Annotated in this window: 20 protein-coding genes and 2 tRNA genes; 14 read left to right on the top strand and 8 right to left on the bottom strand. The window is 65.2% G+C overall.

Annotation, left to right across the window (positions count from 1 at the left end; translation table 11 throughout):
* Positions 1-299: 299 nt before the first annotated feature.
* Positions 300-2,021 carry a dihydroxy-acid dehydratase gene (gene ilvD / locus CXR02_RS06435; RefSeq protein ID WP_058932073.1) on the bottom strand — a complete coding sequence of 574 codons (1,722 nt, stop codon included), beginning with the start codon at positions 2,019-2,021 and terminating at the stop codon, positions 300-302.
* Between the two features lie 208 nt (positions 2,022-2,229).
* Here ilvD and CXR02_RS06430 point away from each other — a divergent pair, with 208 nt between their 5' ends.
* From CXR02_RS06430 to CXR02_RS06420, 3 genes are all read left to right on the top strand, one after another.
* Positions 2,230-3,447, top strand: a complete 1,218-nt coding sequence (locus CXR02_RS06430; RefSeq protein ID WP_104061223.1) for a hypothetical protein — start codon at positions 2,230-2,232, stop codon at positions 3,445-3,447.
* Entirely contained in the window at positions 3,401-4,588 is a 1,188-nt protein-coding gene (locus tag CXR02_RS06425; protein WP_104061222.1) for a PQQ-dependent sugar dehydrogenase, read from the top strand. The genes CXR02_RS06430 and CXR02_RS06425 overlap by 47 nt, the downstream gene beginning before the upstream one ends.
* Positions 4,589-4,704: 116 nt before the next feature.
* A tRNA-Lys gene (locus CXR02_RS06420) sits at positions 4,705-4,780 on the top strand.
* A gap of 97 nt (positions 4,781-4,877) precedes the next feature.
* Here CXR02_RS06420 and CXR02_RS06415 read toward each other — a convergent pair.
* Positions 4,878-6,575: a family 16 glycosylhydrolase gene (locus CXR02_RS06415; RefSeq protein ID WP_104061221.1), complete on the bottom strand. Its 1,698-nt coding sequence runs from the start codon at positions 6,573-6,575 to the stop codon at positions 4,878-4,880.
* 240 nt (positions 6,576-6,815) lie between these two features.
* Positions 6,816-7,271 (bottom strand): MarR family winged helix-turn-helix transcriptional regulator, encoded by a 456-nt coding sequence (locus tag CXR02_RS06410; RefSeq protein WP_104061295.1) that lies wholly within the window; start codon positions 7,269-7,271, stop codon positions 6,816-6,818.
* A 95-nt stretch (positions 7,272-7,366) separates the two neighbouring features.
* On the opposite strand from CXR02_RS06410, the gene bcp reads away from it, so the two are divergent.
* The 8 genes from bcp (at position 7,367) to CXR02_RS06370 (ending at position 17,456) form a co-directional block, all read left to right on the top strand.
* A complete protein-coding gene (gene bcp, locus CXR02_RS06405) occupies positions 7,367-7,840 on the top strand; it encodes a thioredoxin-dependent thiol peroxidase (RefSeq protein ID WP_104061220.1) in 474 nt (157 codons plus the stop codon).
* 156 nt (positions 7,841-7,996) lie between these two features.
* Positions 7,997-8,078 (top strand) — tRNA-Leu (locus tag CXR02_RS06400).
* Positions 8,079-8,334: 256 nt separating this feature from the next.
* Complete coding sequence (locus CXR02_RS06395; RefSeq protein ID WP_104061219.1) at positions 8,335-9,006, top strand: fasciclin domain-containing protein; 672 nt, start codon at positions 8,335-8,337, stop codon at positions 9,004-9,006.
* Between the two features lie 145 nt (positions 9,007-9,151).
* Positions 9,152-10,825 carry an ABC transporter substrate-binding protein gene (locus CXR02_RS06390; protein WP_258060834.1) on the top strand — a complete coding sequence of 558 codons (1,674 nt, stop codon included), beginning with the start codon at positions 9,152-9,154 and terminating at the stop codon, positions 10,823-10,825.
* Positions 10,826-10,904: 79 nt separating this feature from the next.
* The gene (locus CXR02_RS06385) at positions 10,905-12,407 is read left to right on the top strand and encodes a malate:quinone oxidoreductase (protein ID WP_104061218.1); all 1,503 of its coding nucleotides are present in this window, start codon (positions 10,905-10,907) and stop codon (positions 12,405-12,407) included.
* Between the two features lie 79 nt (positions 12,408-12,486).
* The gene (locus CXR02_RS06380) at positions 12,487-15,753 is read left to right on the top strand and encodes an efflux RND transporter permease subunit (RefSeq protein WP_104061217.1); all 3,267 of its coding nucleotides are present in this window, start codon (positions 12,487-12,489) and stop codon (positions 15,751-15,753) included.
* 123 nt (positions 15,754-15,876) lie between these two features.
* Positions 15,877-16,986 (top strand): LLM class flavin-dependent oxidoreductase, encoded by a 1,110-nt coding sequence (locus CXR02_RS06375; RefSeq protein ID WP_104061216.1) that lies wholly within the window; start codon positions 15,877-15,879, stop codon positions 16,984-16,986.
* The gene (locus CXR02_RS06370) at positions 16,986-17,456 is read left to right on the top strand and encodes a MarR family winged helix-turn-helix transcriptional regulator (RefSeq protein WP_104061215.1); all 471 of its coding nucleotides are present in this window, start codon (positions 16,986-16,988) and stop codon (positions 17,454-17,456) included. Before CXR02_RS06375 ends, CXR02_RS06370 begins: the two co-directional genes overlap by 1 nt.
* A 59-nt stretch (positions 17,457-17,515) precedes the next feature.
* Here CXR02_RS06370 and CXR02_RS06365 read toward each other — a convergent pair whose 3' ends face one another.
* Together CXR02_RS06365 and CXR02_RS06360 are read right to left on the bottom strand one after the other, a co-directional pair.
* Positions 17,516-18,322: a transglutaminase family protein gene (locus CXR02_RS06365; RefSeq protein WP_104061214.1), complete on the bottom strand. Its 807-nt coding sequence runs from the start codon at positions 18,320-18,322 to the stop codon at positions 17,516-17,518.
* Between the two features lie 70 nt (positions 18,323-18,392).
* Positions 18,393-19,208, bottom strand: a complete 816-nt coding sequence (locus CXR02_RS06360; RefSeq protein ID WP_258060833.1) for a hypothetical protein — start codon at positions 19,206-19,208, stop codon at positions 18,393-18,395.
* 94 nt (positions 19,209-19,302) lie between these two features.
* On the opposite strand from CXR02_RS06360, the gene CXR02_RS06355 reads away from it, so the two are divergent.
* Genes CXR02_RS06355 through CXR02_RS06345 form a run of 3 tightly spaced genes read left to right on the top strand, consistent with a single transcriptional unit; the run spans position 19,303 to position 21,373 of the window.
* The gene (locus CXR02_RS06355; RefSeq protein WP_104061212.1) at positions 19,303-19,965 is read left to right on the top strand and encodes a DUF1684 domain-containing protein; all 663 of its coding nucleotides are present in this window, start codon (positions 19,303-19,305) and stop codon (positions 19,963-19,965) included.
* 48 nt (positions 19,966-20,013) lie between these two features.
* Positions 20,014-20,862, top strand: a complete 849-nt coding sequence (locus CXR02_RS06350; protein ID WP_104061211.1) for a fumarylacetoacetate hydrolase family protein — start codon at positions 20,014-20,016, stop codon at positions 20,860-20,862.
* Positions 20,863-20,881: 19 nt separating this feature from the next.
* A complete protein-coding gene (locus tag CXR02_RS06345) occupies positions 20,882-21,373 on the top strand; it encodes a GtrA family protein (protein ID WP_104061210.1) in 492 nt (163 codons plus the stop codon).
* Between the two features lie 89 nt (positions 21,374-21,462).
* On the opposite strand, the gene CXR02_RS06340 is transcribed toward CXR02_RS06345, so the two are convergent.
* Genes CXR02_RS06340 through CXR02_RS06330 form a run of 3 tightly spaced genes read right to left on the bottom strand, consistent with a single transcriptional unit; the run spans position 21,463 to position 25,301 of the window.
* On the bottom strand, positions 21,463-22,620 hold the full coding sequence (locus tag CXR02_RS06340) for a cysteine desulfurase family protein (RefSeq protein ID WP_104061209.1): 1,158 nt from the start codon (positions 22,618-22,620) through the stop codon (positions 21,463-21,465).
* A gap of 7 nt (positions 22,621-22,627) precedes the next feature.
* Positions 22,628-23,500, bottom strand: a complete 873-nt coding sequence (gene nadC / locus CXR02_RS06335; protein WP_104061208.1) for a carboxylating nicotinate-nucleotide diphosphorylase — start codon at positions 23,498-23,500, stop codon at positions 22,628-22,630.
* Positions 23,493-25,301 carry an L-aspartate oxidase gene (locus CXR02_RS06330; RefSeq protein ID WP_104061207.1) on the bottom strand — a complete coding sequence of 603 codons (1,809 nt, stop codon included), beginning with the start codon at positions 25,299-25,301 and terminating at the stop codon, positions 23,493-23,495. The genes nadC and CXR02_RS06330 overlap by 8 nt, the downstream gene beginning before the upstream one ends.
* Positions 25,302-25,313: the final 12 nt, after the last annotated feature.

The raw sequence follows: 25,313 nt of genomic DNA, 5'->3' as shown, positions 1-25,313 counted from the left end.
TTGCGCGTGACGGTTCGTTACCAGTCGGGCTAGTGGGCCACGCGCTTGGTAAGGACGACGGCTGCATCGGCAGCGGCGCAGCTGGTAACGAATGCGATCATGCGTTCAGTTTTCCCTCTGTGTGAGATACATGTCAACGAGGACTGTGCGCATCTCACAGTGTGGACACCATTGTCCACTGGTTGGCCACATTCCCCAACTGGGTCGCAGTAACTGTCGTTTATGAGCGCTCATAAACGACAGTTACTGCTACCTAGTTGGGCTCAACCAGCGGCCGGAGGTTGAGGAACGAAACCGTGCTACCCGCAGTATGCGCCCGTGGAGGCGCTGTGGACCAGCTTGGCGTACTTGGCGAGCACGCCCTTGGTGAACTTGGCCGGGAGGGGCTCCCAGCCGATCTTGCGGGATTCGAGCTCGGCCTCATCAACCAGCAGGTCGAAGCTGCGGGCCGCGATGTCCACGCGGATCCGGTCCCCGTCCTTGACGAAGGCGATGGGGCCGCCGTCGACAGCTTCAGGGGCGACGTGGCCGATGCACAGGCCCGTGGTGCCACCCGAGAAGCGCCCGTCCGTGAGAAGAAGGACGTCCTTGCCGAGGCCTGCGCCCTTGATGGCGCCCGTGATGGCGAGCATCTCGCGCATGCCGGGGCCGCCCTTGGGGCCTTCGTAGCGGATGACCACAACGTCGCCGGCCTTGATCAGGCCCTCATCCAGGGCGGCCAGGGCACCCTGCTCACGCTCGAAGACGCGGGCGGTGCCCTCGAAGACGTCGGCGTCGAAGCCGGCGCTCTTCACCACAGCACCCTCGGGCGCCATGGTGCCGTGCAGGATGGTGATGCCGCCGGTCTTGTGGATCGGGTTGTCCATGGCACGGAGGATCTTGCCGTCCAGGTCCGGCGGGTTGATCGCGGCGAGGTTCTCGGCCACGGTCTTGCCCGTGACGGTGAGGCAGTCGCCGTGCAGCAGGCCGGCGTCGAGCAGTGCGCGCATGATGACCGGCACGCCGCCGATCTTGTCAACGTCCGTCATGACGTAGCGGCCGAACGGCTTCAGGTCACCCAGGTGCGGGATCTTGTCGCCGATGCGGTTGAAGTCCTCCAGGTTCAGCTCGACTTCAGCTTCGCGGGCGATGGCCAGGAGGTGCAGGACGGCGTTGGTGGAGCCACCGAATGCCATGGTGACGGCGATGGCGTTTTCGAACGCCTTCTTGGTCATGATGTCCCGGGCGGTGATGCCAAGGCGGAGCAGGTTGACCACTGCCTCGCCGGACTTGCGGGCAAATTCATCACGACGGCGGTCGGCCGAGGGCGGGGCGGCGGAGCCGGGAAGGGACATGCCCAGGGCTTCGCCGATGCAGGCCATGGTGTTGGCGGTGTACATCCCACCGCAGGCGCCTTCGCCGGGGCAGATGGCCTTTTCAATACGCGTCAGGTCTTCGAGGCTCATCTTGCCGGCGGCACAGGCCCCGACGGCTTCGAAGGCGTCAATGAGGGTGACTTCCTTTTCGGAGCCGTCCTCAAGCTTGACCCAGCCCGGCATGATGGAGCCGGCGTACAGGAACACACTGGCCAGGTCCAGGCGGGCGGCAGCCATCAGCATGCCGGGGAGGGACTTGTCGCAGCCGGCCAGGAGGACCGAGCCGTCAATGCGCTCGGCCTGCATGACGGTTTCGACGGAGTCGGCGATGACCTCACGGGAAACGAGGGAGAAGTGCATGCCTTCGTGGCCCATGGAGATGCCGTCGGAGACGGAGATGGTGCCGAACTGCATGGGGAAACCGCCGCCTGCGTGGACACCTTCCTTGGCGCCCTGGGCCAGCCGGTTCAGGGAGAGGTTGCAGGGAGTGATTTCATTCCAGGAACTCGCAACGCCGATCTGTGGCTTCGCGAAGTCGTCATCGCCCATGCCGACGGCGCGGAACATACCGCGCGCGGGGGCGGCGTGGATCCCGTCGGTGACAACCCGGCTGCGGGGTTTGATGTCGATCTTGTTCTCGGTTGCTGTTTGGGTGTCCTCACTCATGGGTCAAAGTCTATGACTCGGATCGGGACGCCAACGACCCGAACGGCCCGATTAGCCCATTTTCAAGAATATTTCGATCAAATAGTGGACGCTCGTCTCAAATTCTGAGACGGACCCTTACTCGCCTACCGGAACCTAGACAGTCCCGTTCGCACCGACGTACCGTCAGGGAACGGCAACCATGCCATCCGGACTGAAGGGCCCTGCTATGGATTTTGTCTTCTGGATTATCCTCATTGTGCTGATCGTGGGCGTTGTGTGGTGGCTGCTGAACCGCAGCAGCTCCTCGAGCACCGGCGACTCCACGCCGATCCGGACGGACGGCGGCCTCGCCGGCGGAAGTGCAGCCGCCTCGGCGGAAGCTGCGGGCACGGCGGGCATCCCCGGCGCTGCGGGCTTCGGCGCTTCTGAGCCGACACCACCGACGACGGCGGACGAGGCGCCCGATCGGTCCAGCACGGCAGAATCCCAAGAAGCCGGCGGTGGGCACAAGGCCGGCGGTGAAGAAGCCAGCGTTGAAAAAGGCACCAGCGTCGGGCAGAACGTCGTTGCTGAACCCGATGTTGCCGGTTCCGCTGTTACGGCTGGTGCCGCAGATACCGCTGGTGCGGCGGACACTACTGGTCCCGCAGAAACCGCTGCAGCTGATGCACCGGAACGCCCGTCCGCCGAAGAACTGTTATCCCCCGAGCCGGCTGGCTCGGGGGAAGCCGGCCGACCTGAGCAGCCGGCTGGGCAAGAGGAGCCGGCTCGCCCGGAGTCGCTAGCAGCCCAGGAACCTGGCAGCAAGGAGAGTGTGAACCGGCAGGCGGACGAAGCCGAGTGGGAAACCCAGTGGTCAGAGGCAAGCGCACCAGCCCAACCCGCCGCCAGCCACCGGCCGGCAGGCGAAGCGTCCACCATAATTGCCGACACCCCAACGTCCGAAGCACCACCGGCCCAGGGCGCCGTATTTGTGCATCACCCGGAATACACGGAGCCCCATGCACCCACGCTGCCAGGCGCAGAAACGGCCGCTGCGGAAGGCGAAGCCGCTGATACACAACCCGAAGTGGCCGCCGCCGATTCAGCCCCCCACGCGGCAAGCGCGGCTACCGTGCAGACTGCAGGATCCATGGAGGCCGCAGTAGCCACAGAGGCTGCTGAAGCCCGGACCATGGAGCCGGCAGCCGTGGCGGACTACGAAGCTGCACCGGAACCGACGGGGCATCTGGCCGCGGACCAGCCCTACGGCGCAGGTTCTGCGTCGCCCGGCCCGGATGGAAGCGGTCCGGCGGATTTCGAGGTCAAGGCCGACGCCGGAACAATGGTCTATTACGAGGAGGGGCATCCGGACTATGAGCAGACGAAAGCCGACGTCTGGTTTGAGTCGGCGGCCCATGCGGAAGCTGCTGGCTTCCGCGCCCCCCGGCGGACGCGTATCTGACCGGACGCAGGCGCACTTTCGGGCCTTCGCGGCGGCCAAGCCCACTGCGGGCGCCTTCGCAGTTTGCCTGGCCGTGCTGCTGTCGGGCTGCACGGGGGACGCCAACGATGCCCCCACCGGCAGTATCAGAGAAACCGGGACAAGCACAGGAAACGGGATCGGGACGGGCCCGGGTAACGCCACGCCACCGGAGGTTGTGGCACGGCTCGATCTTCAGCTCGACATTCCCTGGGCCGCCGTATTCCTGCCGAACGGAACCGCCGTCGTCTCCGAGCGTGACTCTGCGCTGCTAAAAGCTGTCCGTGATGGCAGGGCGACCACCATCGGCCAGGTCCCCGGCGTGGCTCCTGGTGGTGAGGGAGGCTTGCTGGGACTAGCCCTCTCCCCCGGCTTTCCGTCCGACAACTACCTTTATCTGTACTTCACCTCTGCACTGGACAACCGCATCGCCCGGCTGAAGCTGACGGAACAGCCTGACGGATCCCTGGACCTTGGCGACCCCGAGGTGGTCTTTTCCGGAATCCCGAAGGCATCAACCCACAATGGCGGCCGGATCCGCTTCGGCCCGGACGGGTTCCTGTACGTGGGCACAGGCGACTCCCAGCGCCGCGAACAGCCACAGGACCGCAACGCCCTGGGCGGGAAGATCCTGCGGCTGACTCTGGAGGGTGACCCCGCACCTGACAACCCTTTCGGCAATGCCGTGTACAGCCTGGGGCACCGAAACGTCCAAGGACTGGCGTGGGACAGTGCCGGCCGGCTCTGGTCCAGCGAGTTCGGCCCGGACGTCAACGACGAGCTCAACCTCATCGAGCCGGGAGCCAACTACGGCTGGCCCGCAGTAACCGGCGCACCGCACCGGGAGGCATACCGCGACGCGAAGGTGGTGTGGCCTTCGACGGCGGACTCCTCACCCAGCGGCCTGGAAATTTCCGGGTCGACCGCCTACCTCGGCGCCCTGCGCGGCCAACGCCTCTGGACGGTGTCCCTGTCCGGTGAGGAGGCAAGCGCTCCTGTGGCCTATTTCACACGGGAATACGGCAGGATCCGGGACGTCATCCGGACTCCCGACGGCGGCTTCTGGCTGCTCACCAACAACAAAAACCCTGATTTTGTGCTGGTTCTGGCCCCTCCCGGCTGAACCTGGGGAGCAGCGGGGCCTCGATTTCACATGGGTCGGAAGTTCGTGTAGAGTTTCATGTCGTTGCGGAGATCAACCGGGAAAGAAAAAGCCCGGAAGGTCACCACATAAGAGATGCACCTCTAGCTCAATTGGCAGAGCAATTGACTCTTAATCAATGGGTTCCGGGTTCAAGTCCCGGGGGGTGCACCAAAGAAACCCCGTCTTCACTGGCCGCAAGCTGTGAAGGCGGGGTTTCGTTTTGTCCCTCGATCGCTGTGGGGCATTTGCGGTGATCGGAACCGAGGTATTAGCCAGGGCTTCGAGACCCGCTGTCCGTCTGCATACCGCCAGAAACGGGACGGAATTCCCACGTATAAGAGCCGTCAACCTTGAGGCTCATCCGTAGGTGACCCCATGTGTCGCTAAACTTCCGCTGCACATAAGAGGGGCTGCTGGTGAACGCCCGGAGGCCGATTCCCCCCGTGGACACCTGGAATTGTTGCATCCCGTCCGCAACGCACTGGTCCTCATTGTTTATCGGGCAGGTCCGCTCATAATTATGCTGTGAGCCGGACAGCAACACACGAACGCGGTTCGCCCAGAACATGTCAATCCACGGCTTCGCCTTGGAGAAGCGGGTATGGCTCGATGTGTTACTGGTGAAATACGGATCATGGTAGACAACCGCCAGATGTCTTCCAGCGGCCTTCGCCGCTTTCAGGTTGGCATCCATCTCCGAGGTCATCGCTTGCGCCCGCGTAGCGTTATAACGCCATGTGGCCGTAGGCGCTACAAGAATGTGCCAGCTGCCCTTGTCGAACGAATACCAATCAAGAGCGTCTTGGAACCGTACAACATCGGAGCTGGTCGCGCTCTTCACCGTGGACACGCACTGCCCATCCATGTACCGGTCAACGTCGTCATTCTTCCCGGGTTCAACATCATGATTCGGGCCAGCGGTCCAGTACGTCTTGGCCTTAGCCGGACCCCACAACTGGTCATAAGCCGCGAGCGCGGTACAGGTGCCATCGTCGTACTGGAAATCGCCCAGCGCAAGGAAGTTGTCCAGCGAACCGTCGTTGAGACCGGCGATGATACTGGCTGCGTTCTTACCGCTGTGCGACGTGGCCGACGTGTTACCCGCAGGGTTTATGTCCCCGGTGGCGGCGAACTCAAACGACTCATCGGATGGCGGCGGCAGGGCAGCGGGAGTTGGATCGCCAGCCGCATAGACGCGAACCCAATCCACTCGCATCTCGCCAGCGCCGTTAGCAGTGCTGTCTGGGAACCAGTCCAGTTGTAGCGTCTGGTGCATCGAACCGGGAGGCTGGTGCGCGGAGTTGTTGTCCTCAAACCACTTCTCCCCGTCGACGTAGCCGACGATCCCATTCGGAGACCAGTCAACCGCGTAGTTGTGGAACTGACTAACGTCCAGAGCCTTGGCCGCCGATGTCAACAAGTTCGAACATCCATCGTGGTGGAGGAAGAACTTGATGACGTTCCAGTCACCCATCGTCTCCGCGTAGTTAACTTCGCCGTCACACGGCCAATTCCCACTATCCGGCCACAGGAGCGACACCATGTGGTACTCATTGTCACCCGAACCCGCCGCGCGGACCTCCCACCGGCCGTACTTCTGGCGCCCAAACTTCGCGCTCATTCCAGCGGTGGTGCCGTCCGGTGTTCCAGTCATGACCATTTTGGAACCGTCTACCGTGACCTGCTGGGGACTCCGAATGCCATTCCCGTCGTGCCCGGCACTGTTGTACACGGACCACTTCGCGGCGTCCGGTGCGCCCGTATAGTTGAACTCGTCGCCAGCCGTCGGCGTGCCCCAGTTCAGATCTGTCGCAGCCGAGCCTGTCGTTGGCGTAGTCGGCGTCGGCGTGGCTGATGCTGATGTGACGGCCGGCGCCGCCGGCGTTACCGCCGGTTGAGTTGAAGGGCCCGAGCAACCGGCCACGAAGATTGCCACCACCCCAAGCGCGACCAAGTGTTTCCGCATACGTCAGATGATAAGGGCATCGCGCGGCGAGACCTACGGCCAGATGCCGCTGGTGATGTTGAAGAGTTCACTTTGTAAAGCGACCATTCTGAAAGTGCGCCCTGAACCGCTGCAAAACGCACGCGGCCAAGCCGCCCACTTCTGGACGATTCCCTCTCAGGGCACAACCAAAAAAGGCACCACCACCGCGGAATTTTGCAGTAATGGTGCCAGTCAGATTTACCGGATACCCGGGATGTCCTAGCCGAGCGGAGCGCCATCCACCAAGGCCCGGGTTGACGGCGATGCGAACTGGCTGGCCAGCTCACGGACCACGGCCTGGAGCTCCTGCCGCAGGGCGTCAGGGTCACTGGTTGCCGCGGCGAGCACCGAACGTTCCATCTCTACGGCTGCGGCTGCGGCTTCCCGGCCGCTGTCGGTGAGGGACACGACCTGGCTGCGGCGGTCCGAGGTGCTGCGGACGCGGGCAATGTGGCCGTGGGACTCCAACCGGCTCAGGGTCTTACCCATGGTCTGGGCCTGAACGCGCACATATTGGGCGAGTTGGGCTTGTGTCATAGGCCCTTGCGCTGAGAGGACTTCGATAGCGATCACGCCGGCGTGCGTCAGTCCGATGGCGCTTAGCTTTTCGTTCCAAGAGTGTTCAACGAGGCGTGCCGCAGTGGACAATAGGCGCCCAGTGGGCCAGCGATCCATGTCAGGCATACCAGCAAGTATAGCTAAGGCTGGTTAGCGCCGGTCCTGGATGCTTACTAAAATGGTGTGTTCCGCCTGCAACGAGGAGATTAACAGTGGCTGACAGACTCTTGACCGGTGACGTAGCGCCCGGCTTCATCCTGAAGGACTCGTCGGGTAAGGACGTCAGCCTTGCTTCCCGTCACGGCGGCAGCACCATCGTTTATTTCTACCCGGCCGCCGCCACCCCCGGCTGCACCAAACAGGCGTGCGATTTCCGTGACAGCCTGGCGTCCTTCACGTCGGCCGGCTATCGGGTCCTGGGCGTCTCCCCCGATTCCGTGGACAAACTGGCTGCCTTTGCCGCCAACGAGGACCTTAGCTTTCCGTTGCTTTCGGACGAGGACCATGCCGTGGCCGAAGCCTATGGCGCCTGGGGCGAAAAGAAGAATTACGGACGGACCTATGAGGGACTGATCCGCAGCACCGTGGTGATCGATCCCGACGGAAAAGTGGCGCTTGCCCAGTACAACGTCCGGGCCACCGGCCACGTGGCAAAACTCCGGCGCGACCTCAAAGTGGACGCGTAACGCATTACGCGGGAAGTGGCGCCGGTACGGGCGGCAGGAACCGGCTGACCGGAACCCCGCCGGCCCGAGGCTACAATGGAAACTGGCATCCGCCGTCGTAGGTTTTTATCCGCAGGCCATCTGGCCAAGGTTGAAGACAACGGCAGCAACTGCCAAGCGCGAGTGGTGAAATTGGCAGACACGCAGGATTTAGGTTCCTGTGCCTTCGGGCGTGGGGGTTCAAGTCCCCCCTTGCGCACACTTACACAGAGATCCCGGGCCCACAGGCCCGGGATCTCTGTCATTTAACTGTCCCCGCCGCGGCATTCTCCCCCGGTTTGGCGCGAAATTAAAAACTTTTGGCGATCCACCCATCCGCTTCCGTGCTCCGGCCGAATACCCATTGAGACACCAGCCAAGGGCAGGTGCCCAACAGTCGGAAAAGGCCACGCGGCAGGCATCAGGTCAGCCGCAGGCAAGAAATCGGCAGAAACCAAAAAACAAGGAGAAACGAAATGCAGTCATTCAAGCGCACATCCTTCACCGTCGCAGGCGTTGCAGCTGCAGCCCTGCTGAGCCTTACCGCCTGCGGTGGAACGGCGACCACAACCCCGAGCTCCTCCGCTCCGGCCGCCGCACCGTCAGCCACGAAGATGGCCCCGTCACCGTCCGCCAGTGCTTCTGCCATGGATCCGGCCGCAAACCTCGTTGGCGCAGGCTGCGCCGGCTACGCAGAGAAGGTCCCCACCGGGGCAGGCTCGGTTGCCGGGATGGCCCTTGACCCGGTAGCGGTCGCGGCATCCAACAACCCCATCCTGACCACCCTCACGGCAGCTGTCTCCGGCAAGCTGAACCCGAAGGTTGACCTGGTTGACACCCTTAACGGCGGTGAGTTCACGGTCTTCGCCCCGGTGGATGACGCCTTCGCCAAGATCGATGCCGCCACCATCGAAACGCTCAAGACGGACGACGCCCTGCTGAGCAAGATCCTGACCTACCACGTGGTCCCCGGCCAGATCACCCCGGACAAGATCGCCGGCACACACGCCACGGTCCAGGGCGGATCGGTCACCGTGACCGGCAGCAAGGATGCACTCATGGTTGATGGCGCCAGCGTGATCTGCGGCGGCGTCCAGACGAAGAACGCCACCGTTTACCTGATCGACTCGGTGCTGATGCCCCAGTAGTCCGGCTTTCAAGCCCAGAGGCCTGTTCCCCAACCGGTACAGGCCTCTGGGGTGTTTCCAGGGAGCACCGGGGTGTGTCAACTAGACTGTGTCTCTGGCCCGCAGTCCGCGGCGCCGGCCAGAAGCAGCCAGAGGTGATAGACGAGTGCCCAGCAGTACTTCGCGGCGAACGGTCATCAGGACCGGCGCCGTTTTTATGGCGTTAGGCCTGACCTCCTGCACAGGCAACCCACAGCCTTCGCCCTCGGCAACGTCTCCTTCGACGGCGCCCGCCGGCGCTGAACCCACCGAAACGTTCACGTTCGGCACGGCGTCCCAGCCCCTCGGCCTGGACCCCGCGCTCTCGAACGATGTGGAAAGCTACCGGATCACCCGGCAGATCCTCGAAGGCCTGGTGGGTGTGGACCAGACCACGGGCAAGCCCACGCCGCTGCTGGCAACGGAATGGTCCGAGGAAAACGAAGGCCGCTCGTACACGTTCAAACTCCGCAGCGGCGTCTCGTTCCAGGACGGCACGCCCTTCAACGCCGACGCAGTGTGTGCCAACTTCAACCGCTGGTTCGCCTTCTCGGCGGAACTGCGGCGTCAAGCGCCGGGAAGCTCGTTCAAGAGCGTGTTCAAGGCACATTCCGACGACGCTGCGCTCTCCATTTTCAAGGGCTGCACGGCCCTTTCCGCTGACACTGTCCGGATCGACCTGACCCAGCGCTTCACCGCGTTCCTCCAGTCGCTCACCCTGCCGGCGTTCGCCATCGCATCCCCGGCCGCCCTGACAGCGGGCACGGCGGATGTCCTGGATCAGACCCGTGGCGGAAACCCGGTCTCCCGGTTCGCCACCAACCCCGTCGGCACAGGACCGTTCAGCCTGGCCGCCTGGGACGAGGCGAGTGTCCGGCTCCTCAGCCACAAAAACTACTGGGGTGACCGCGGGCAGATCTCCACCATTAATTTCGTCACGTACGACCACCCCCAGACGCGGCTTCAGGCCCTCCTGGACGCCAAGATCGACGGCTACGACGCCGTCACGGTGGGCAACTTCGATCAGCTGGTCAAGCGGGGCATGCAGATCGTCCAGCGTGATCCTTTCTCGGTGATGTACCTGGGCATCAACCAGGAAATTCCGGTCCTGCAGAACGAAAAGGTCCGGCAGGCCATTGAGCTGGCCATCGATAAGGAAACCCTGATCCGCAAGTTCTTCATCGACAACACCGCCAAGGCCTCACAGTTCGTTCCTCCGAAGATCAGCGGTTTCAATAATGACGCTCCCGCGCTGGGCCACGACCCGGTCAAGGCCAAGGCCTATCTGACCGAAGCCGGCTACACCGGGGAAGAGCTCAGGTTCTACTATCCGCTCAACGCCACCCGCCCCTATCTGCCCACGCCGGAGAAAATCTACGCCGAAGTCAGCAGGCAACTGACCGCCGTCGGCTTTAATATCAAACCTGTCCCGGTGGACTGGTCCGAAGGCTACCTCCAGAAAGTGCAGTCACCCGGAGACCACGGGCTCCACCTGCTCGGCTGGAACGGCGCGTATGCCGATGCCGATAACTTTGTGGGCCCGCTGTTCGGCGAAAAGAACGGCGAATTCGGCTACCAGGACCCGCAGGTCTTTTCCAAGATCAACCGCGCCCGCGGCCTCCCCGCCGGCAAGGAACGCGACGAGCAGTACCACACCATCAACGCCCAGATCGCGGCCACTGTGCCGGCGGTTCCCATCGCCTTCCCAATCTCGGCCCTGGCGCTCTCGGACCGCGTCAGCAGCTACCCGGCGTCCCCGGTACTGAGTGAAGTTTTCACAAAGGTACAGCTAAAGCCTTGACGGTCCGGCCCAATTTCAGTATGCGGCATGCCCGGGGATATTCTTTGACAGCCAGAGCCGCTGCTATCGGAGACTGATTGTGACCTTCATATCCAAGACCCAACATGCCGACGTCGTACTGATTGGCGGCGGCATCATGAGCGCCACGCTCGGGGCATTCATCAAGCAGCTTGAACCGAACTGGACCATCTCCCTGTTCGAACGCCTGGATCAGCCCGGGCTGGAAAGCTCCGACCCCTGGAACAACGCCGGAACGGGCCATGCCGCCCTGTGCGAGCTCAATTACTCCCCCGCAGCCAAAGACGGCTCCGTGGACCCTGCCAAGGCACTGCTCATCAACGAACAGTTCCAGCTGTCCCGCCAGTTCTGGTCCCATCTTGTGGACGAATCCCTGATCGGCTCGCCGAAGGGCTTCATCAACACCGTCCCGCACATGAGTTTTGTGATCGGCGAGAACAACACCAAGTTCCTCAAGACCCGCTACGAAGCGCTCAAGCCCCACACGCTCTTCCGCAGCATGGAGTACTCCGAGGACCACGCGCAGATCGCCAAGTGGGCGCCGCTGATCGTAAAGGGCCGCGACCCCAAGCAGCGCATCGCCGCCACGCGGGCGACCGAGGGGACCGACGTCGACTTCGGGGCACTCACCCGTGAGCTCACCACCTACCTCGGGAACAACGGCGTCGAGATCAATTACGGCCATGACGTCAGCGGCATCTCCAAGGCGTCCGACGGCGGCTGGGACCTTTCGATCAAGCACCCGGCTTCCGGGGAACACGGCAAGATCCACGCCAAGTTTGTGTTTGTAGGCGCCGGCGGCGGCGCACTGCACCTCCTTCAGGCCTCCGGCATCCCGGAGAGCAAGGGCTTCGGCGGATTCCCCGTGTCCGGCCAGTTCTTCCGCTGCACCGACGAGAAACTTGCCGCCCAGCACAGCGCCAAGGTCTATGGCCAGGCTTCGGTGGGCGCGCCGCCCATGTCGGTCCCGCACCTTGACACCCGGTACGTCGACGGGAAGCGTTCGCTCCTGTTCGGCCCCTATGCCGGCTTCTCCACCAATTTCCTGAAGAATGGCTCGTACCTTGACCTGCCGTTGTCCATCAGGCCCAGCAACATCATCCCGATGCTTGCAGTCGCCAAGGACAACATGGACCTCACCGCGTACCTCGTCAAGGAAGTCGCCAAGCGCCACGGCGACAAGGTGGAAGCGCTGCGCGAGTACTACCCCGAAGCCAAGGACGGCGACTGGGAGCTGATCACCGCCGGCCAGCGTGTACAGATCATCAAGAAGGACCCGAAGAGGGGCGGCGTGCTGCAGTTCGGCACGGAAGTCATCGCCGGCCGCGACGGCACCATCGGTGCGCTGCTGGGTGCCTCGCCCGGCGCATCCACAGCTGTGCCCATCATGATTGAGCTGCTGCAAAAGTCCTTCCCCAAAAACTTCAAGGGCTGGCAGGGCAAGCTCAAGGCCATGATGCCGGGCTACGGCGTGAAGCTGGATGAGAATCCGGAACTGGCTGCCGAACTCGAGACGGCAACGGCCAAGGCATTGCAGCTGGAGAGCATTTCCGCCAACCACTGACGCCCGGCATTCCGGCCGGCAGGCCCGGCAGCACGGTCCGGTCCGCAGGAGTCCGTCAACCCCACAGGAGAGACCCGCGATGTTCCGGCTGGCACAACTTTCATTGGCAAACCGGGCGCTGATCGCGCTGATCACCGTCTTCGCGACGGTGTTCGGCGTGATCACCATGTCATCGCTGAAACAGGAACTCATCCCCTCCATTGAGTTCCCGCAGATCACCGTCCTCTCCGCCATGCCCGGCGCGTCGCCCGAGGTGGTGGACAAGCAGGTCAGCGCACCGCTCGAAACCGCCCTGAACGGCGTCGAAGGCCTGGAGTCCACCTCCTCGACGTCACGCAACGGCGTCTCGCAGATCTCCATGGTGTTCACCTACGGGACAAACCTCGACCGCGCCCGGAACCAGATCGACCGCGCCATCTCCAACGCCAAGCGCTCCCTGCCGGAGGACGTGCAGCCGCAGGCCATCGCGGGCAGCATCAGCGACTTCCCCATCGTGTTCCTGGCAGTGTCCTCGGACAAGCCCCTCAGCGAACTGAACGCCGACCTGGCACGCCTCTCCGTTCCCCGGCTCCAGAAGATCGACGGCGTCCGGGGAGCCGACGTGACCGGCGGCGCGACCCAGCACATCGAGATCCTCCCCCGGCCCGAGGCCATGGCCGCCAAGGGCACCACGATCGAGTCCATCCGGAACGCCCTCTCCAACAACGGCGCGCTGATCCCGGCCGGGACCATCCAGGAGCAGGGCAAGACGCTATCCCTCCAGATCGGCAGCCCGGTGGATTCCCTGGACGCCATCAAGGCGCTACCCGTGGGCGGAGCCAAGGATGCCGCGACGATCGGCACGGTGGCCGACGTTAGCCTGCGGGATGACGAACGGACCTCCATCACCCGGACCAACGGCCAGGAAACACTGGCCGTGTCCGTGACCAAGAAGCCCGAGGGCGACACGGTGGGAATCTCCCACGCCGTGAACGACTCGTTGGCGGCCCTTGAGGCCGAGCTGGGGTCCAACGCAAAGTTCACCGCCGTGTTCGACCAGGCCCCGTTCATCGAGAAGTCCATCAAGGACCTCACCACCGAGGGCCTGCTCGGGCTGGGCTTCGCCGTCGCCGTCATCCTTGTCTTCCTGATGTCAGCCCGCTCCACCCTTGTTACCGCGGTGTCCATTCCGCTGTCGCTGCTGATCACGTTCATTGGCCTGTCCGCGACCGGATATTCCCTGAACATCCTGACCCTGGGCGCGCTGACCATTGCGATCGGCCGGGTGGTGGACGACTCGATTGTGGTGATCGAAAACATCAAACGCCACCTCAGCTACGGCGAAGAGAAAGTCCCCGCGATCCTCACCGCAATCCGGGAGGTGGCCGGCGCCATCACCGCCTCCACCCTGACCACCGTCGCGGTCTTCCTGCCCATTGCCTTCGTGGGTGAGCTCGCCGGCGAACTCTTCAGGCCCTTCGCCCTGACAGTCACCATGGCGCTGCTGGCATCCCTGCTGGTATCGCTGACCATCGTTCCGGTCCTGGCCTACTGGTTCCTCAAAAGCCCCGCCGGCTCCGCCGCCGCCGGTTCCGCCGCCGCCGGTTCTCCCGCCGCTGGTCCTCCCGCTGCCCGAGAAACTGCCGCCCGGCTTGCTGCCGCCGCCCGCGCCCAGGCCCAGGAGGCCGAACAGAAGAGCCGGCTACAGCGTGCCTACCTGCCCGTCCTCAGCAAGACCCAGAAGCACCCGGTGCTGACCCTGGTGGCCGCCGTTCTGGTGCTCGGCGCCACGGCCGCCATGACGCCGCTGCTGTCCACCAACCTCCTCGGCGATTCCGGTCAAAACAGCCTGACTGTCCGCCAACTGATGCCCGCTGGCACAAGCCTGGCCGACACCAGCGCCGCCGCCGTCAAGGTCGAGGACGTCCTCCGCGGCATCGAGGGTGTCAAGAATGTCCAGCTCACCTCCGGCAACGCGCAGGCAGGTTTTGCCGCCCTGACGTCCTCCGGCGCCGCCAACTCCACGTTCACGGTGGTGACGGATGAAAAGGCGAATCAGGCGAAGCTCCAGGAAACCGTCCGGACCGAAGTGGGCAAGGTGGCCGGTTCCGGGAAGATTACTGTCGGCACGCAGCAGGGTGGCTTCGGGACATCCTCCACGGTGGACATCACCATCAAGGCGGCAACGTCCGAGGACCTCCGCACAGCCAGCGAGGCCATGGTGGAAGCCATGACCGGCGTGCCGGAGACCAGCGAGGTGGCGACGAACCTCGCGGCCAGCCAGCCGGTGGTCCAGGTCAAGGTTGACCGGGCCAAGACCGCTGCGGCCGGGCTGAACGAGGAACAGGTCGCCGGCGTCCTGGCTGCCACCATCAGCCCCATTCCGGCCGGGACGGTCCGGATCGACACCAACGACTTTCCGGTCCAGATCGGCAAGGGCACCCGGTTCACCAGCATTGATGCAGTGCGCAACATCGCACTCCCTGCATCCGGCGCCCCCGTCACGCTGGGCAGCATCGCGTCCGTGGAACAGGTGGACGTGCCGGTCTCCATTACCGCCAGCAACGGCCAGCGGACCGCCAAAGTGGCAGTCACGCCGTCGGGCTCCAACCTCGGTGCGGTGAACGCGGAGGTGCAGAAGCGCCTCACGGCCGTCAGCCTTCCCGCGGGGGTCACCGCCGAACTCGGCGGCGCCACCACCCAGCAGGCCGAGTCCTTCCAGCAGCTGGGCCTGGCGCTCCTCGCCGCGATCGCGATTGTCTATGTCATTATGGTGGCCACGTTCAAGTCGCTGATCCAGCCCCTGATCCTGCTGGTGTCCGTTCCCTTTGCCGCCACCGGCGCCGTGGCCCTGCTGCTGGCCACGGGCGTTCCCCTGGGCCTGCCGTCGCTGATCGGCATGCTGATGCTTGTAGGCATCGTGGTTACCAACGCCATTGTGCTCATCGACCTCATCAACCAGTACAGGCAGCCACGGGACGGCCTCGGCGGGATGAGCGTGGCGGACGCAATCACCCATGGCGCTAGGCAGCGGCTCCGCCCCATCCTAATGACCGCGCTGGCCACCGTTTTCGCCCTGACACCCATGGCGCTTGGCCTGACCGGGGGCGGCGGCTTCATTTCCCAGCCGCTGGCCGTGGTGGTGATCGGCGGCCTGGTTTCTTCCACGGCGCTGACCCTGGTGCTGGTTCCCGTGCTGTACCGGCTCGTCGAAGGACGGCGGGAAACAAAAGCACTGCTCCGTGCCATGCAGCAGCGCCCGGAGTTTGCGGAAGCCGACGACGTCGATGCCGAGTTCCGCGACTGGACCACCGGCATGGTGCCCCGCGTCACTGGCCGCCGTGCCGCTCCGGGCGACCCCCTGTAAAACCTGGAATATTCTCGCCGGGGAGGCGTTATATCCGTCGATACATGCAAATGCATGAAAATCGGGTATAGTGGAAGCAAGCCCAGAGAAGCCCAGAGAAGCCCAGGAAACGGAAGGCACACCATGCAGATCGGCGTATTCAGCGTCAGTGACATCACCACTGACCCCACCACCGGCCGGACCCCCACGGAGAACGAACGCATCAAGGCGGCCGTGGCGATCGCCAAAAAAGTCGAAGAAATCGGCATGGATGTCTTCGCCCTCGGCGAGCACCACAACCGCCCGTTCTTCTCCTCCTCGCCCACCACCACGCTCGCGTACATTGCAGCGCAGACCGAGCGGATCACGCTCTCCACTGCCACCACGCTGATCACCACCAACGATCCGGTCAAGATCGCCGAAGACTTCGCCATGCTGCAGCACCTGGCCGACGGCCGCGTGGATCTGGTCCTGGGCCGCGGCAACACCGCTCCGGTGTACCCATGGTTCGGCAAGAACATCCAGGACGGCGTGGAACTGGCCATCGAGAACTACAGCCTGCTGCGCCGGCTGTGGGACGAGGACACAGTGAACTGGTCCGGCAAGTTCCGGACCCCGCTGCAGAACTTCACCTCCACCCCGCGCCCGCTCGACGGCGTGGCCCCCTTTGTGTGGCACGGCTCCATCCGCACGCCGCAGATCGCCGAAGTGGCCGCCTACTACGGCGACGGCTTCTTCGCGAACAACATCTTCTGGCCGAAGGAGCACTACCAGCAGCTTATCGGCATGTACCGAGAGCGCTACGAGCACTACGGCCACGGCAAGGCGGACCAGGCCATCGTGGGCCTCGGCGGCCAGTTCTTTATGCGGAAGAACTCCCAGGACGCCGTCAAGGAATTCCGGCCCTACTTCGATAACGCGCCCGTCTACGGCCACGGCCCGTCGCTGGAGGACTTCACCTCCCAGACACCGCTGACGGTGGGCAGCCCGCAGGAAGTCATCGAAAAGACCCTGACGTTCCGTGAGTACTTCGGCGACTACCAGCGCCAGCTGTTCCTGATCGACCACGCAGGCCTGCCCCTGAAGACAGTGCTGGAGCAGCTTGACCTGTTCGGCGAGGAAGTCCTTCCGGTCCTCCGCAAGGAATACGCGGCCCTCAAGCCCGCACACGTCCCGGATCCGCCCACGCACGCCGGCCGCGTGGCCGCGCTGATGGCTGCACCGGCGCCTGAAACTACCCCTTCGGAGGCATGATGGCTGCCGACGGAAACGAATCACCCATCCGCTTGGCCGCGGAAACCTGGGAGTCCCTGTTCCGGGCGCAGGTTGCCGTCATGCGCAGGCTGCAGGCCGGAGCTGCCTTCCGAAAGGTGGCCATCAACGAGTACGACGTCCTGTTCACGCTGTCCCGGTGTCCGTCCGGATGGCTCCGGCTCAACGAACTCAATGACCACGTCCTGCTGAGCCAGTCGAGCCTCAGCAGGCTGGTTGAGAGGCTGGAAAAGCGCGGCCTTGTGGTCCGGATGGCGGCCCCCGACGACGGCCGCGGCGTGCTGCTGAAGCTCACCGAGGAAGGGTCTGTCCTCCAGAAGGAGATCGGCCGGGAGCACGTGCGGGACATCTCCAGCCTGGTGGGGCCGGCCCTGACGGCTGCCGAGCAGAAGGAACTCCAGCGGCTGACCGAGAAACTCCGGCATTCCGTGGGGGCACGGCCGGCAAAGTAACTGCCTGGGAATATCTGGCCGGGACGTAACTGCCCGGCCGTGGCCGGGCCCCACGGGAACTATCCCAGCATGGCCAGCTTGGCCGGATCTTCCGGCGGCAGCTGGCCGTTGACCACTGCGCTGACGCGCAGCTCGTTCAGCGTGAGGCGCCCGCCCACCGTGGACAGGAATGCGGTGTCCGAGGAGTCCCGGCCGGCGGTGATTCGCAGCATCGACTCCCGCGGGGCCAGCCCCGTGGGGTCGATGACGTGCCAGGCGCCATTGACATGTGCCTCGGCTACCGCGTGGAAATCCATGGGGCTCAGGCCCGGCGCGTACACGGCGGTGAGCCGGGCCGGGACGTCCTTGGAGCGCAGCAGGGCGATGGCCAGGTGCGCGAAGTCCCGGCACACTCCCCTGCGGTGCAGGAGGGTTTCCACGGCGCCGTCAGTTCCCCTGGAGGACCCGCTGATGTACCGCAATTCCCCGAAGACCCAGCTCCGCACGGCCTGGAGCAGTTCGGCGCCGTGCAGGCCGCCGAATTCGGCATATGCCGTGGGCAGGAGCCGGTCCGACTCCGCGTAGCGGCTTGGCCGCACGTAGCGGATGAGCTCAGCCAGGGTGGCTTCTTCCGGGACGGCCTGCCCGGCCACCGTCGCTGAGTACTCAACGGTGACCTCGGCGGGTTCAGTGAGCTCCATGTAGTGCAGGCGGCCGCCATGATGGTCCGCGAGTTCCTGCAACGGAACCGGCTGACCGTCGGCCGTGACAGCCAGGGATTCATCAAACGAGGTGTAGCCGGGATTCCTGGCCACGGCGATGGCCAGGGCTGCCTTCGTGTCGGCGATGGTCCTGAAAACCATACGTGCTGAAACGGTGCGTTCCATGTATCTCCGGGGTGTGAGGTAGTGGCAGAACTTCCCGCGCTGGCCCGGGGTTGAGGGGCAAGGGGCAGGACTAGTTTTTGATCTCCAGAGACATTAGCATCCGTTGGACGTTCGCGAATTCCGAGCTCTCGTCCACGTACTTTTCGGCCTGTCCCAGGGTGTCAAACGCCTTCGCGGGGGCCACCTTCTCATCCGGGGCGAAGGCCTTCAGGACTCCGAGGTCACCGAACGAGTAGTCCCCTTTTCCTGCCGGGCCACGGACAACATTCCGCAGTTCGCAGGCCTGGCCGTCAGCCCCGCCCACAATGTTGGTGATGCCGTAGGAACCGAAGTAGCGGTAGCCCTGGATGACGCGGAACACCACGTGCGGGGCGATGGTACCTTCCCCTGTGAGGCCTGGAAGCTCCACCGGCACGCTGCTGATCACAACGTAAGGTTTCCGGGCAGTCTCGGGGCACTCGGACGACGACGGCGGCAGTCCTGTCCGCAGCGTGGCCACCACCGTGCCGTCCGGCTTTTTCACCTCGATCTTCAGGGCACCCGGCAATGTCCCGTCCTCGGGCGTGACGGACTGGGCGATCCATTCCTCCGGCAAGTCGAAGCTGACGGTCTTCGCCGGATCGGTAAAGGTCTTCCAGGCAGCAGCTGTTGCGGCCGGGCCGGGTGCTGCGGACGTCGAGGCGCCCGCTGTGGCAGAAGGATCCGACGAAGGGGACCCGGTAGCGCCGGCGGTTGAGCCCGTGCTGGCGCCAGGGCTGGCCGATGCCTCCGGCTGCGCCGTCCACGCCGAATCGCTGTTACCAGGCGCGCTGCAGCCGGCCGCCAGGCAACCGGCTATCAGCAGCGCTACCGTCCGCACGCCCCACATTGCCGCATTGTGTGTCATGCAGCCAGCCTATCGGCGGGCGACGGTGGACAAGGGCCGGAGCCTCGTGTCGCCGTCGGACATTCCCCGCGCGCAAGGGACTAGGCTGGTGCCTATGGCGGATGAGCAGTACGGCGCGGACCTTGAGAGCCTGGCGGACATCTCCGCCATCGACATTGCGGACTGGCGGCTGCGGACGTTTGCCCTGTACGACACGGTACGGAAAGTTGCCGCTGAAGATCCGGCGGAGGCCCATTCCCTGTGGCGGCATGAACGCGACCGGATGTTCGCAACGCATCCGGCCTCGGCCCTCAGCGCCAGGGACAAAGCGCAGTTCTCCGGCCTGAAGACGGCCGATTACGATCCCATCTACCGCTTCTATGTGCCGCTGACCCTTGAGGGAGCCGGCCGGGAAATGACCGTGGAAACCGCCACCGACGGCGTGGTCCGGTTTGTCCGGTTGGGCACGTTCGATCTTCCCGAACTCGGACAGCTCGGCGTGTGGAAGCTGCACGGCTACGGCGGCGGGATCTTCGTTCCGTTCCGCGACGCCACGGCCGGCCAGCCGGGGGGAACCTACGGCGCCGGCCGGTACCTCCTGGACACCATCAAGGGCGCGTTCCACGGGGTCCATGGCTCGGGGGCGGGCGCGGAGTTTGTCCTGGACTTCAACTTTGCCTACAACCCGTCCTGCGCCTACAACGAGGCCTGGGCCTGCCCGCTGCCCGGCCCGTCCAACCGCCTGGCCGTGGAGATCCCGGTGGGCGAGCTGTACTGAGCCTGCCGGAGCCGGCCACCGGCCAGCCGGAGGACGTAGGATGTCATCATGACTGCCAGCGCTCCCCGCCGCCTTGCCCGTGTCCGCCCCCTGTCCCCGGCTGTTGCCGACGAGCACTTCTTCGTGGCCAATGACGCCCCGGACTTCGGCTCCGACGCCGGCCGGTCCTGGACAGTCGTTGAATCCCCTTTTGGGGCGTCCCGTCCCAACGCCAATTACCCGGCCCGGCCCGGCTGGGAAGCCGGCACAGCAGTAGACCAGGACTCGTTCACGTTCCTGGCGCCGTCGGTCCCCCTCAACGTCTTCGGCATGGCGCACAACACCGGCCAGGCCGGCCGGGACCTCCCGCCGCAGGCCTTCCACAAGGCGGCCTCAAGCGTGATCGGCCCGGGCGAGGCCATCGAGCTGAGCTCCACGGTGGGTTACGTTGACCCGGAAGCCGAACTGACCGTCGTCGTCGGCCGTTCTGTCCGCGGCCTTACGCTGGAGACCGCCCGCAGCGCCATCCTGGGCTTCACCATCGGCAACGACGTCTCGGCCCGCGATCTTCAGAAATCGGACGAACTGTGGATAAGCGCCAAAAGCCAGGACACCTTCACCCCCGTGGGGCCGTGGATTGTGACGGATCTCGACGACTCGGACCTGTCCATCAGCATCGTCCACAACGGCACCGAGCTGAAGGCCGCCAGCAGCATCGATCTCGGCTGGAAGGTGGACGAAATCCTCGTGTACCTCAGCTCCTTTATGACCCTGCACGCCGGTGATCTGGTCCTGACCGGCTTCCCGGCGGAGTGTGCCCGCATCCACCCCGGGGACACAGTGGTGTGCCGCGTGGAGGGCATTGGCGAGCTCAGCAACCCGGTCAAGGCGGCGTCCTGCGAGGAAACCCCCGCCTGACATGTGTCAGGCTTGACCCATGGAATCCCCTGCTGCGCCCGCCGCCCAGCTGACGCAGCAGCCCACGCGCGGTGCTCCGGCCACCAAACATTACCGCGGAATCTTCAGATTTCCGCTGGTGCGCCAGCTCCTCCGCTTCACCGGCGTCGGCATCATCTGCACCGCCACGTCCCTGGCGCTCTATGCGTTGCTGCGCCCCTGGCTGGGACCGCAGCTGGCCAACGCGGCTGCCCTGGTGCTGACGTCTTTGATGAACACGGCACTGAACCGCAGGCTGACGTTCAAGATCTCCGGGCAGCGCCGGATGGCCCGCGACCACCTCAACGGCATGATCGTCATCGCCGTGGCGCTGGTCATCACAGGCGGCAGCCTGGGCGTGCTGCACTGGCTGCACCCGGACGCCACCGTGTCCGATGAGCTGTGGACCACCACCCTGTCTGGCTTCGCGGCCACCGCCGTGCGGTTCACGATGCTGCGGCACTGGATCTTCCGCCGCGCCCGCCATATCTGAACCGCTCCCCCAAGTGACTGGCATTTAACGTCGTCATTCGCGCTTTTGGCGACGTTAACTGCGAGCCAGTTGGGTCGGTTGGGGAATGGTCAGCCGCGGCCGAGGGTCCTGACGCTCCCGACGGCGGTGCCCACGGCTGCCGCCGCCTGCTCCAGTTCGTCCGCAGTCACGGTCGAAGTGAAGCTGAACCGCACAGCTGTCTGCGCCACTTCGGCGTCGTAGCCCAGCGCGGTCAGCACCGGCGACGGCGCATCCGAGCCGGCGGCGCACGCCGATCCGCTCGAGCACACCACACCCTGCCGCTCCAGCTCCAAGAGTACGGATTCTCCGCTGGTGCCGGGGAAACAGAACGACGCTACTGACGGCAGCCGTTCCGTGCGGTGTCCGGTGAGCAGGGCTCCCGGGACGGTGTCCAGGATGGTGGCGATGAAGTCTTCGCGGAGCCCTGCCACGCGGGCGGCCAGCTCCGGCCGTTCAGCGTGGGCGAGCGTCAGGGCGGTAGCCAGCGCCACCGCACCTGCCACGTTTTCGGTTCCCGACCGCCGGCCGCGTTCCTGGCCGCCACCGTGCACCAGGGGCTCCACGCGGGTCCGGCCGCGGACGTACAGCACGCCGCACCCTTTGGGCGCGCCGAGCTTGTGGCCGGAAATGCTCAGGGCATCCACGCCCAGCGCCTTGACATCCAGGGGCAGCCAGCCGGCGGCCTGGACGGCGTCGGTATGGAACGGGATGCCCCTCGCGGTGGCCGCTGCAGCCAGTTCCGCAACCGGCTGGATGGTGCCCACCTCGTTGTTCGCGTACATGATGCTGACCAGGGCGGTCTCCGGCCGGAGCGCGGCCGCGAGCGCCTCAGGCGTCACCAGGCCGGCGCTGTCCACCGGAACCACATCCACGGTGAACCCGTGGAACCGCTCCAGGTAACGCGCCGACTCCTCCACGGCGGGGTGTTCGACGGCGCTGATCACCACGCGGTTGAGCCTCGGGTCCGCGGCCTGCCGGGCCAGGGCGATGCCCTTGAGCGCCAGGTTGTCCGCCTCCGTTCCGCCGGAGGTGAAGGTGACCTCGCCCGGGCGGCAGCCGAGCACCTTGGCCACGCCGCCGCGGGCACCTTCGAGCGCAGCCGCAGCGGCCTCACCCAGCGTGTGGTGGCTGGACGGGTTGCCGAACTCGCCGCTCAGATAGGGCCACATGGCCTCGAGGACTTCGCGGCGGACAGGCGTGGTGGCGGCGGCGTCGAGGAAGATCATGGCGGTGTCAGCCGGCCCTCAGTTCGACGTCCAGCCCCAGGTCCAGGGCAGCCACGCTGTGCGTGAGGCCGCCGATGGAGATGACGTCCACGCCCGCGGCCGCGATGTCCGCCACGGTGCCGAGGTTGACGTTGCCACTGGCTTCCACGATGGCGCGCTCGGCCACCTGCTTGACGCCTGCACGGAGCTCCTCAAGGGTGAAGTTGTCCAGCATGATGGTGTCCACGCCCGCGGCGAGAACAGGTTCGATCTGCTCGGCGCTGTCCACCTCCACTTCGAAGTGCGTGGTGTGCCCCAGCTGGGCCTTGGCCGCGACAAGCAGGGCGGTGAGCTTGGCGGGGTCGCCGCCGGTCATGACGGCCAGGTGGTTGTCCTTGGCCAGCACGGCGTCGGAGAGGCTGTAGCGGTGGTTGGCTCCCCCGCCGCAGCGGACGGCGTAGCGCTCCAGCACCCGCAGGCCGGGCGTGGTCTTGCGGGTGTCCGTGATGCGCGCCTTGGTGCCTTCGACGAGCCGGACGAATTCCGCGGTCTTGGTGGCGATGGCGCTCATGCGCTGAACCAGGTTCAGCCCGACCCGTTCGGCCAGCAGCACGGAGCGGGCGCTGCCCCTCACCCGCGCGAGGTGGGTTCCGGCGACGAACGCTTCACCGTCTGCAAGCAACAACTTCACGTCCGTCTCCGGATCAATAAGCTTCATGGCGTCGCGGAACACCGTTCCACCGCTGAAGATGCCGGGCACGCGGGCGTTGAGCACTGCCGTGGCGCGGGCGTCAGCCGGGATCAGCAGCTGGGATGTGATGTCGCCGCTGGGCGCGTCCTCGGCAAAGGCCCGCTCCAGGATGTCCCGGACGGGTGCTGCGGGGAGGGTCAGGCTAGTCATTAACGAGGCTCGCTTTCCGGCTCAGGGTGTAACGCTTGTCAAAATGTTCGACGGCGGCAGCTCCCGGCACGCTGTCGCTGCGGTAATGCGCCCCCAAGGATTCCCGCCGCTCCCGCGCGGCATGCACCAACAGCTGCGAAGCCAACAAAAGATTGGCATCCTCATGCTCCCGAGGGTCAAGGGAATCAGGCAGAGTAACCGGATCGTCAGCAGAGGCCCACGCCCCAAGCAAGCCCGAAGCCTCCCTAAGCAGCCCGCCATCACGCAGAACCCCAGCGTTCGCAGTCATCAAGCGCCGAAGCGCCACCCGGGAAAAAGGCCCGGCCTCAGCAAACGAAGTCTCGACAGGCCCAAGTGCCGGGACCGTTTCAAACTGCCAGGAAATGGTCGCGGGGACGTCGTCGAACATCACCGGCAGTTCCGGAGGTCCCGATAGCGCCGTTGTTGCGTGACGGTCCGCGTCGGCCGCCGAGCTTGCGAGGCGCCCGCCGGCGCGAGGCCGGAGCGCAGGCGCCGAGGGACTTGCGGAACTGCCAGCCAGGAAACCCTCGACAGCCCGCCGCCCAAAGACAAGCCCTTCGAGCAAAGAGTTGCTGGCAAGCCGGTTAGCCCCTTGAACGCCGGTGCAAGCAACCTCACCGGCGGCAAGCAACCCAGGCACCGAGGTCCGCCCGTAGAGGTCGGTAAGGACCCCACCCATCCAGTAGTGCGCGGCTGGTGCCACGGGGACGGGTTCGCGGGTCCAGTCGACGCCGGCTTCGCGGGTGCGTCGGGTGATGGTGGGGAAGCGCTTGGCCAGGTAGCCCTCGCCCCGCCGGGCCTCGACCACCATGGCGTCAAGGAATACGTGCCCGTTGGGATCCCCAAGGGTCGCGAGGTGCAGGGCGATGCTGCGGGCGACGACGTCGCGCGCGGCGAGCTCCGCGTCGACGTGATAGGCGGGCATAAAACGTTCGCCGTTAGCGTCCAGCAGGATGGCGCCTTCGCCGCGGACGGCTTCGGAAATCAGGAGCGGTTCGGTGCCGTTGCCGGCTGTCTCAAGGGCATCGACCGGCAGCACCATGCAGGTGGGGTGGAATTGGAAGAACTCCAGGTCCGCCACGTCGGCTCCGGCCCGCCAGGCGAGCGCCAGCCCGTCGGCAGTTGCCACGGCAGGGTTGGTGGTCTGAGCGAACAGCTGGCCCGCTCCCCCGGTGGCCAGGAGCACGGCATCGCCGTGGACGCCGAGTTCCCGCCCGTCGTGGAGGAAATTCACACCCGCCACGCGGCCTTCGCTCTGCGACAAGGACGTGACCTGGGCGTGCCCGATGACCTGGATCCGGCCAGCGGCCTGCGCATCCAGGACGGTCCTGATAAGTGCCCTGGCCACACCGGCACCGGTGGCATCGCCGCCGGCGTGCAGGATCCGCGGCGCGGAATGGGCGGCTTCGAGCCCGAGCGAGGGGTCGCCGTCGTCGTCCATGTCGAAACGCACGCCGAAGCGTTCCAAGCCGGCGATATCCAGGCGGGCCTCCGTACAGAGGACGCGGACAGCCTCCTCGTCGCAGTGCCCGGCCCCGGCCTTCATTGTGTCTGCGATGTGCGCGGCCACAGTGTCCCCGGGCGCGGGTTCGTCGAGGACGGCGGAGATGCCACCCTGGGCGTAGTACGTGTTGCTGTCCGCGAGCGCGCCCTTGGTCAGCAGCACCACTTCGGCGCCGGCATCGGCGGCCAGCAACGCGGAGTACAGTCCCGCGATGCCGCTCCCGACGACGATCAGCCGCCGGGGTGCCGGACCACCGGCTGGGCTCTCTGCGCTCATGTGGGGCTCGTT

This window comes from Arthrobacter sp. 4R501 (genome assembly GCF_002929755.1).
GTDB lineage: Bacteria > Actinomycetota > Actinomycetes > Actinomycetales > Micrococcaceae > Arthrobacter.
The sequence above is the reverse complement of the archived record's forward strand: the minus strand, read 5'-3'. Positions and strand labels throughout refer to the sequence as shown.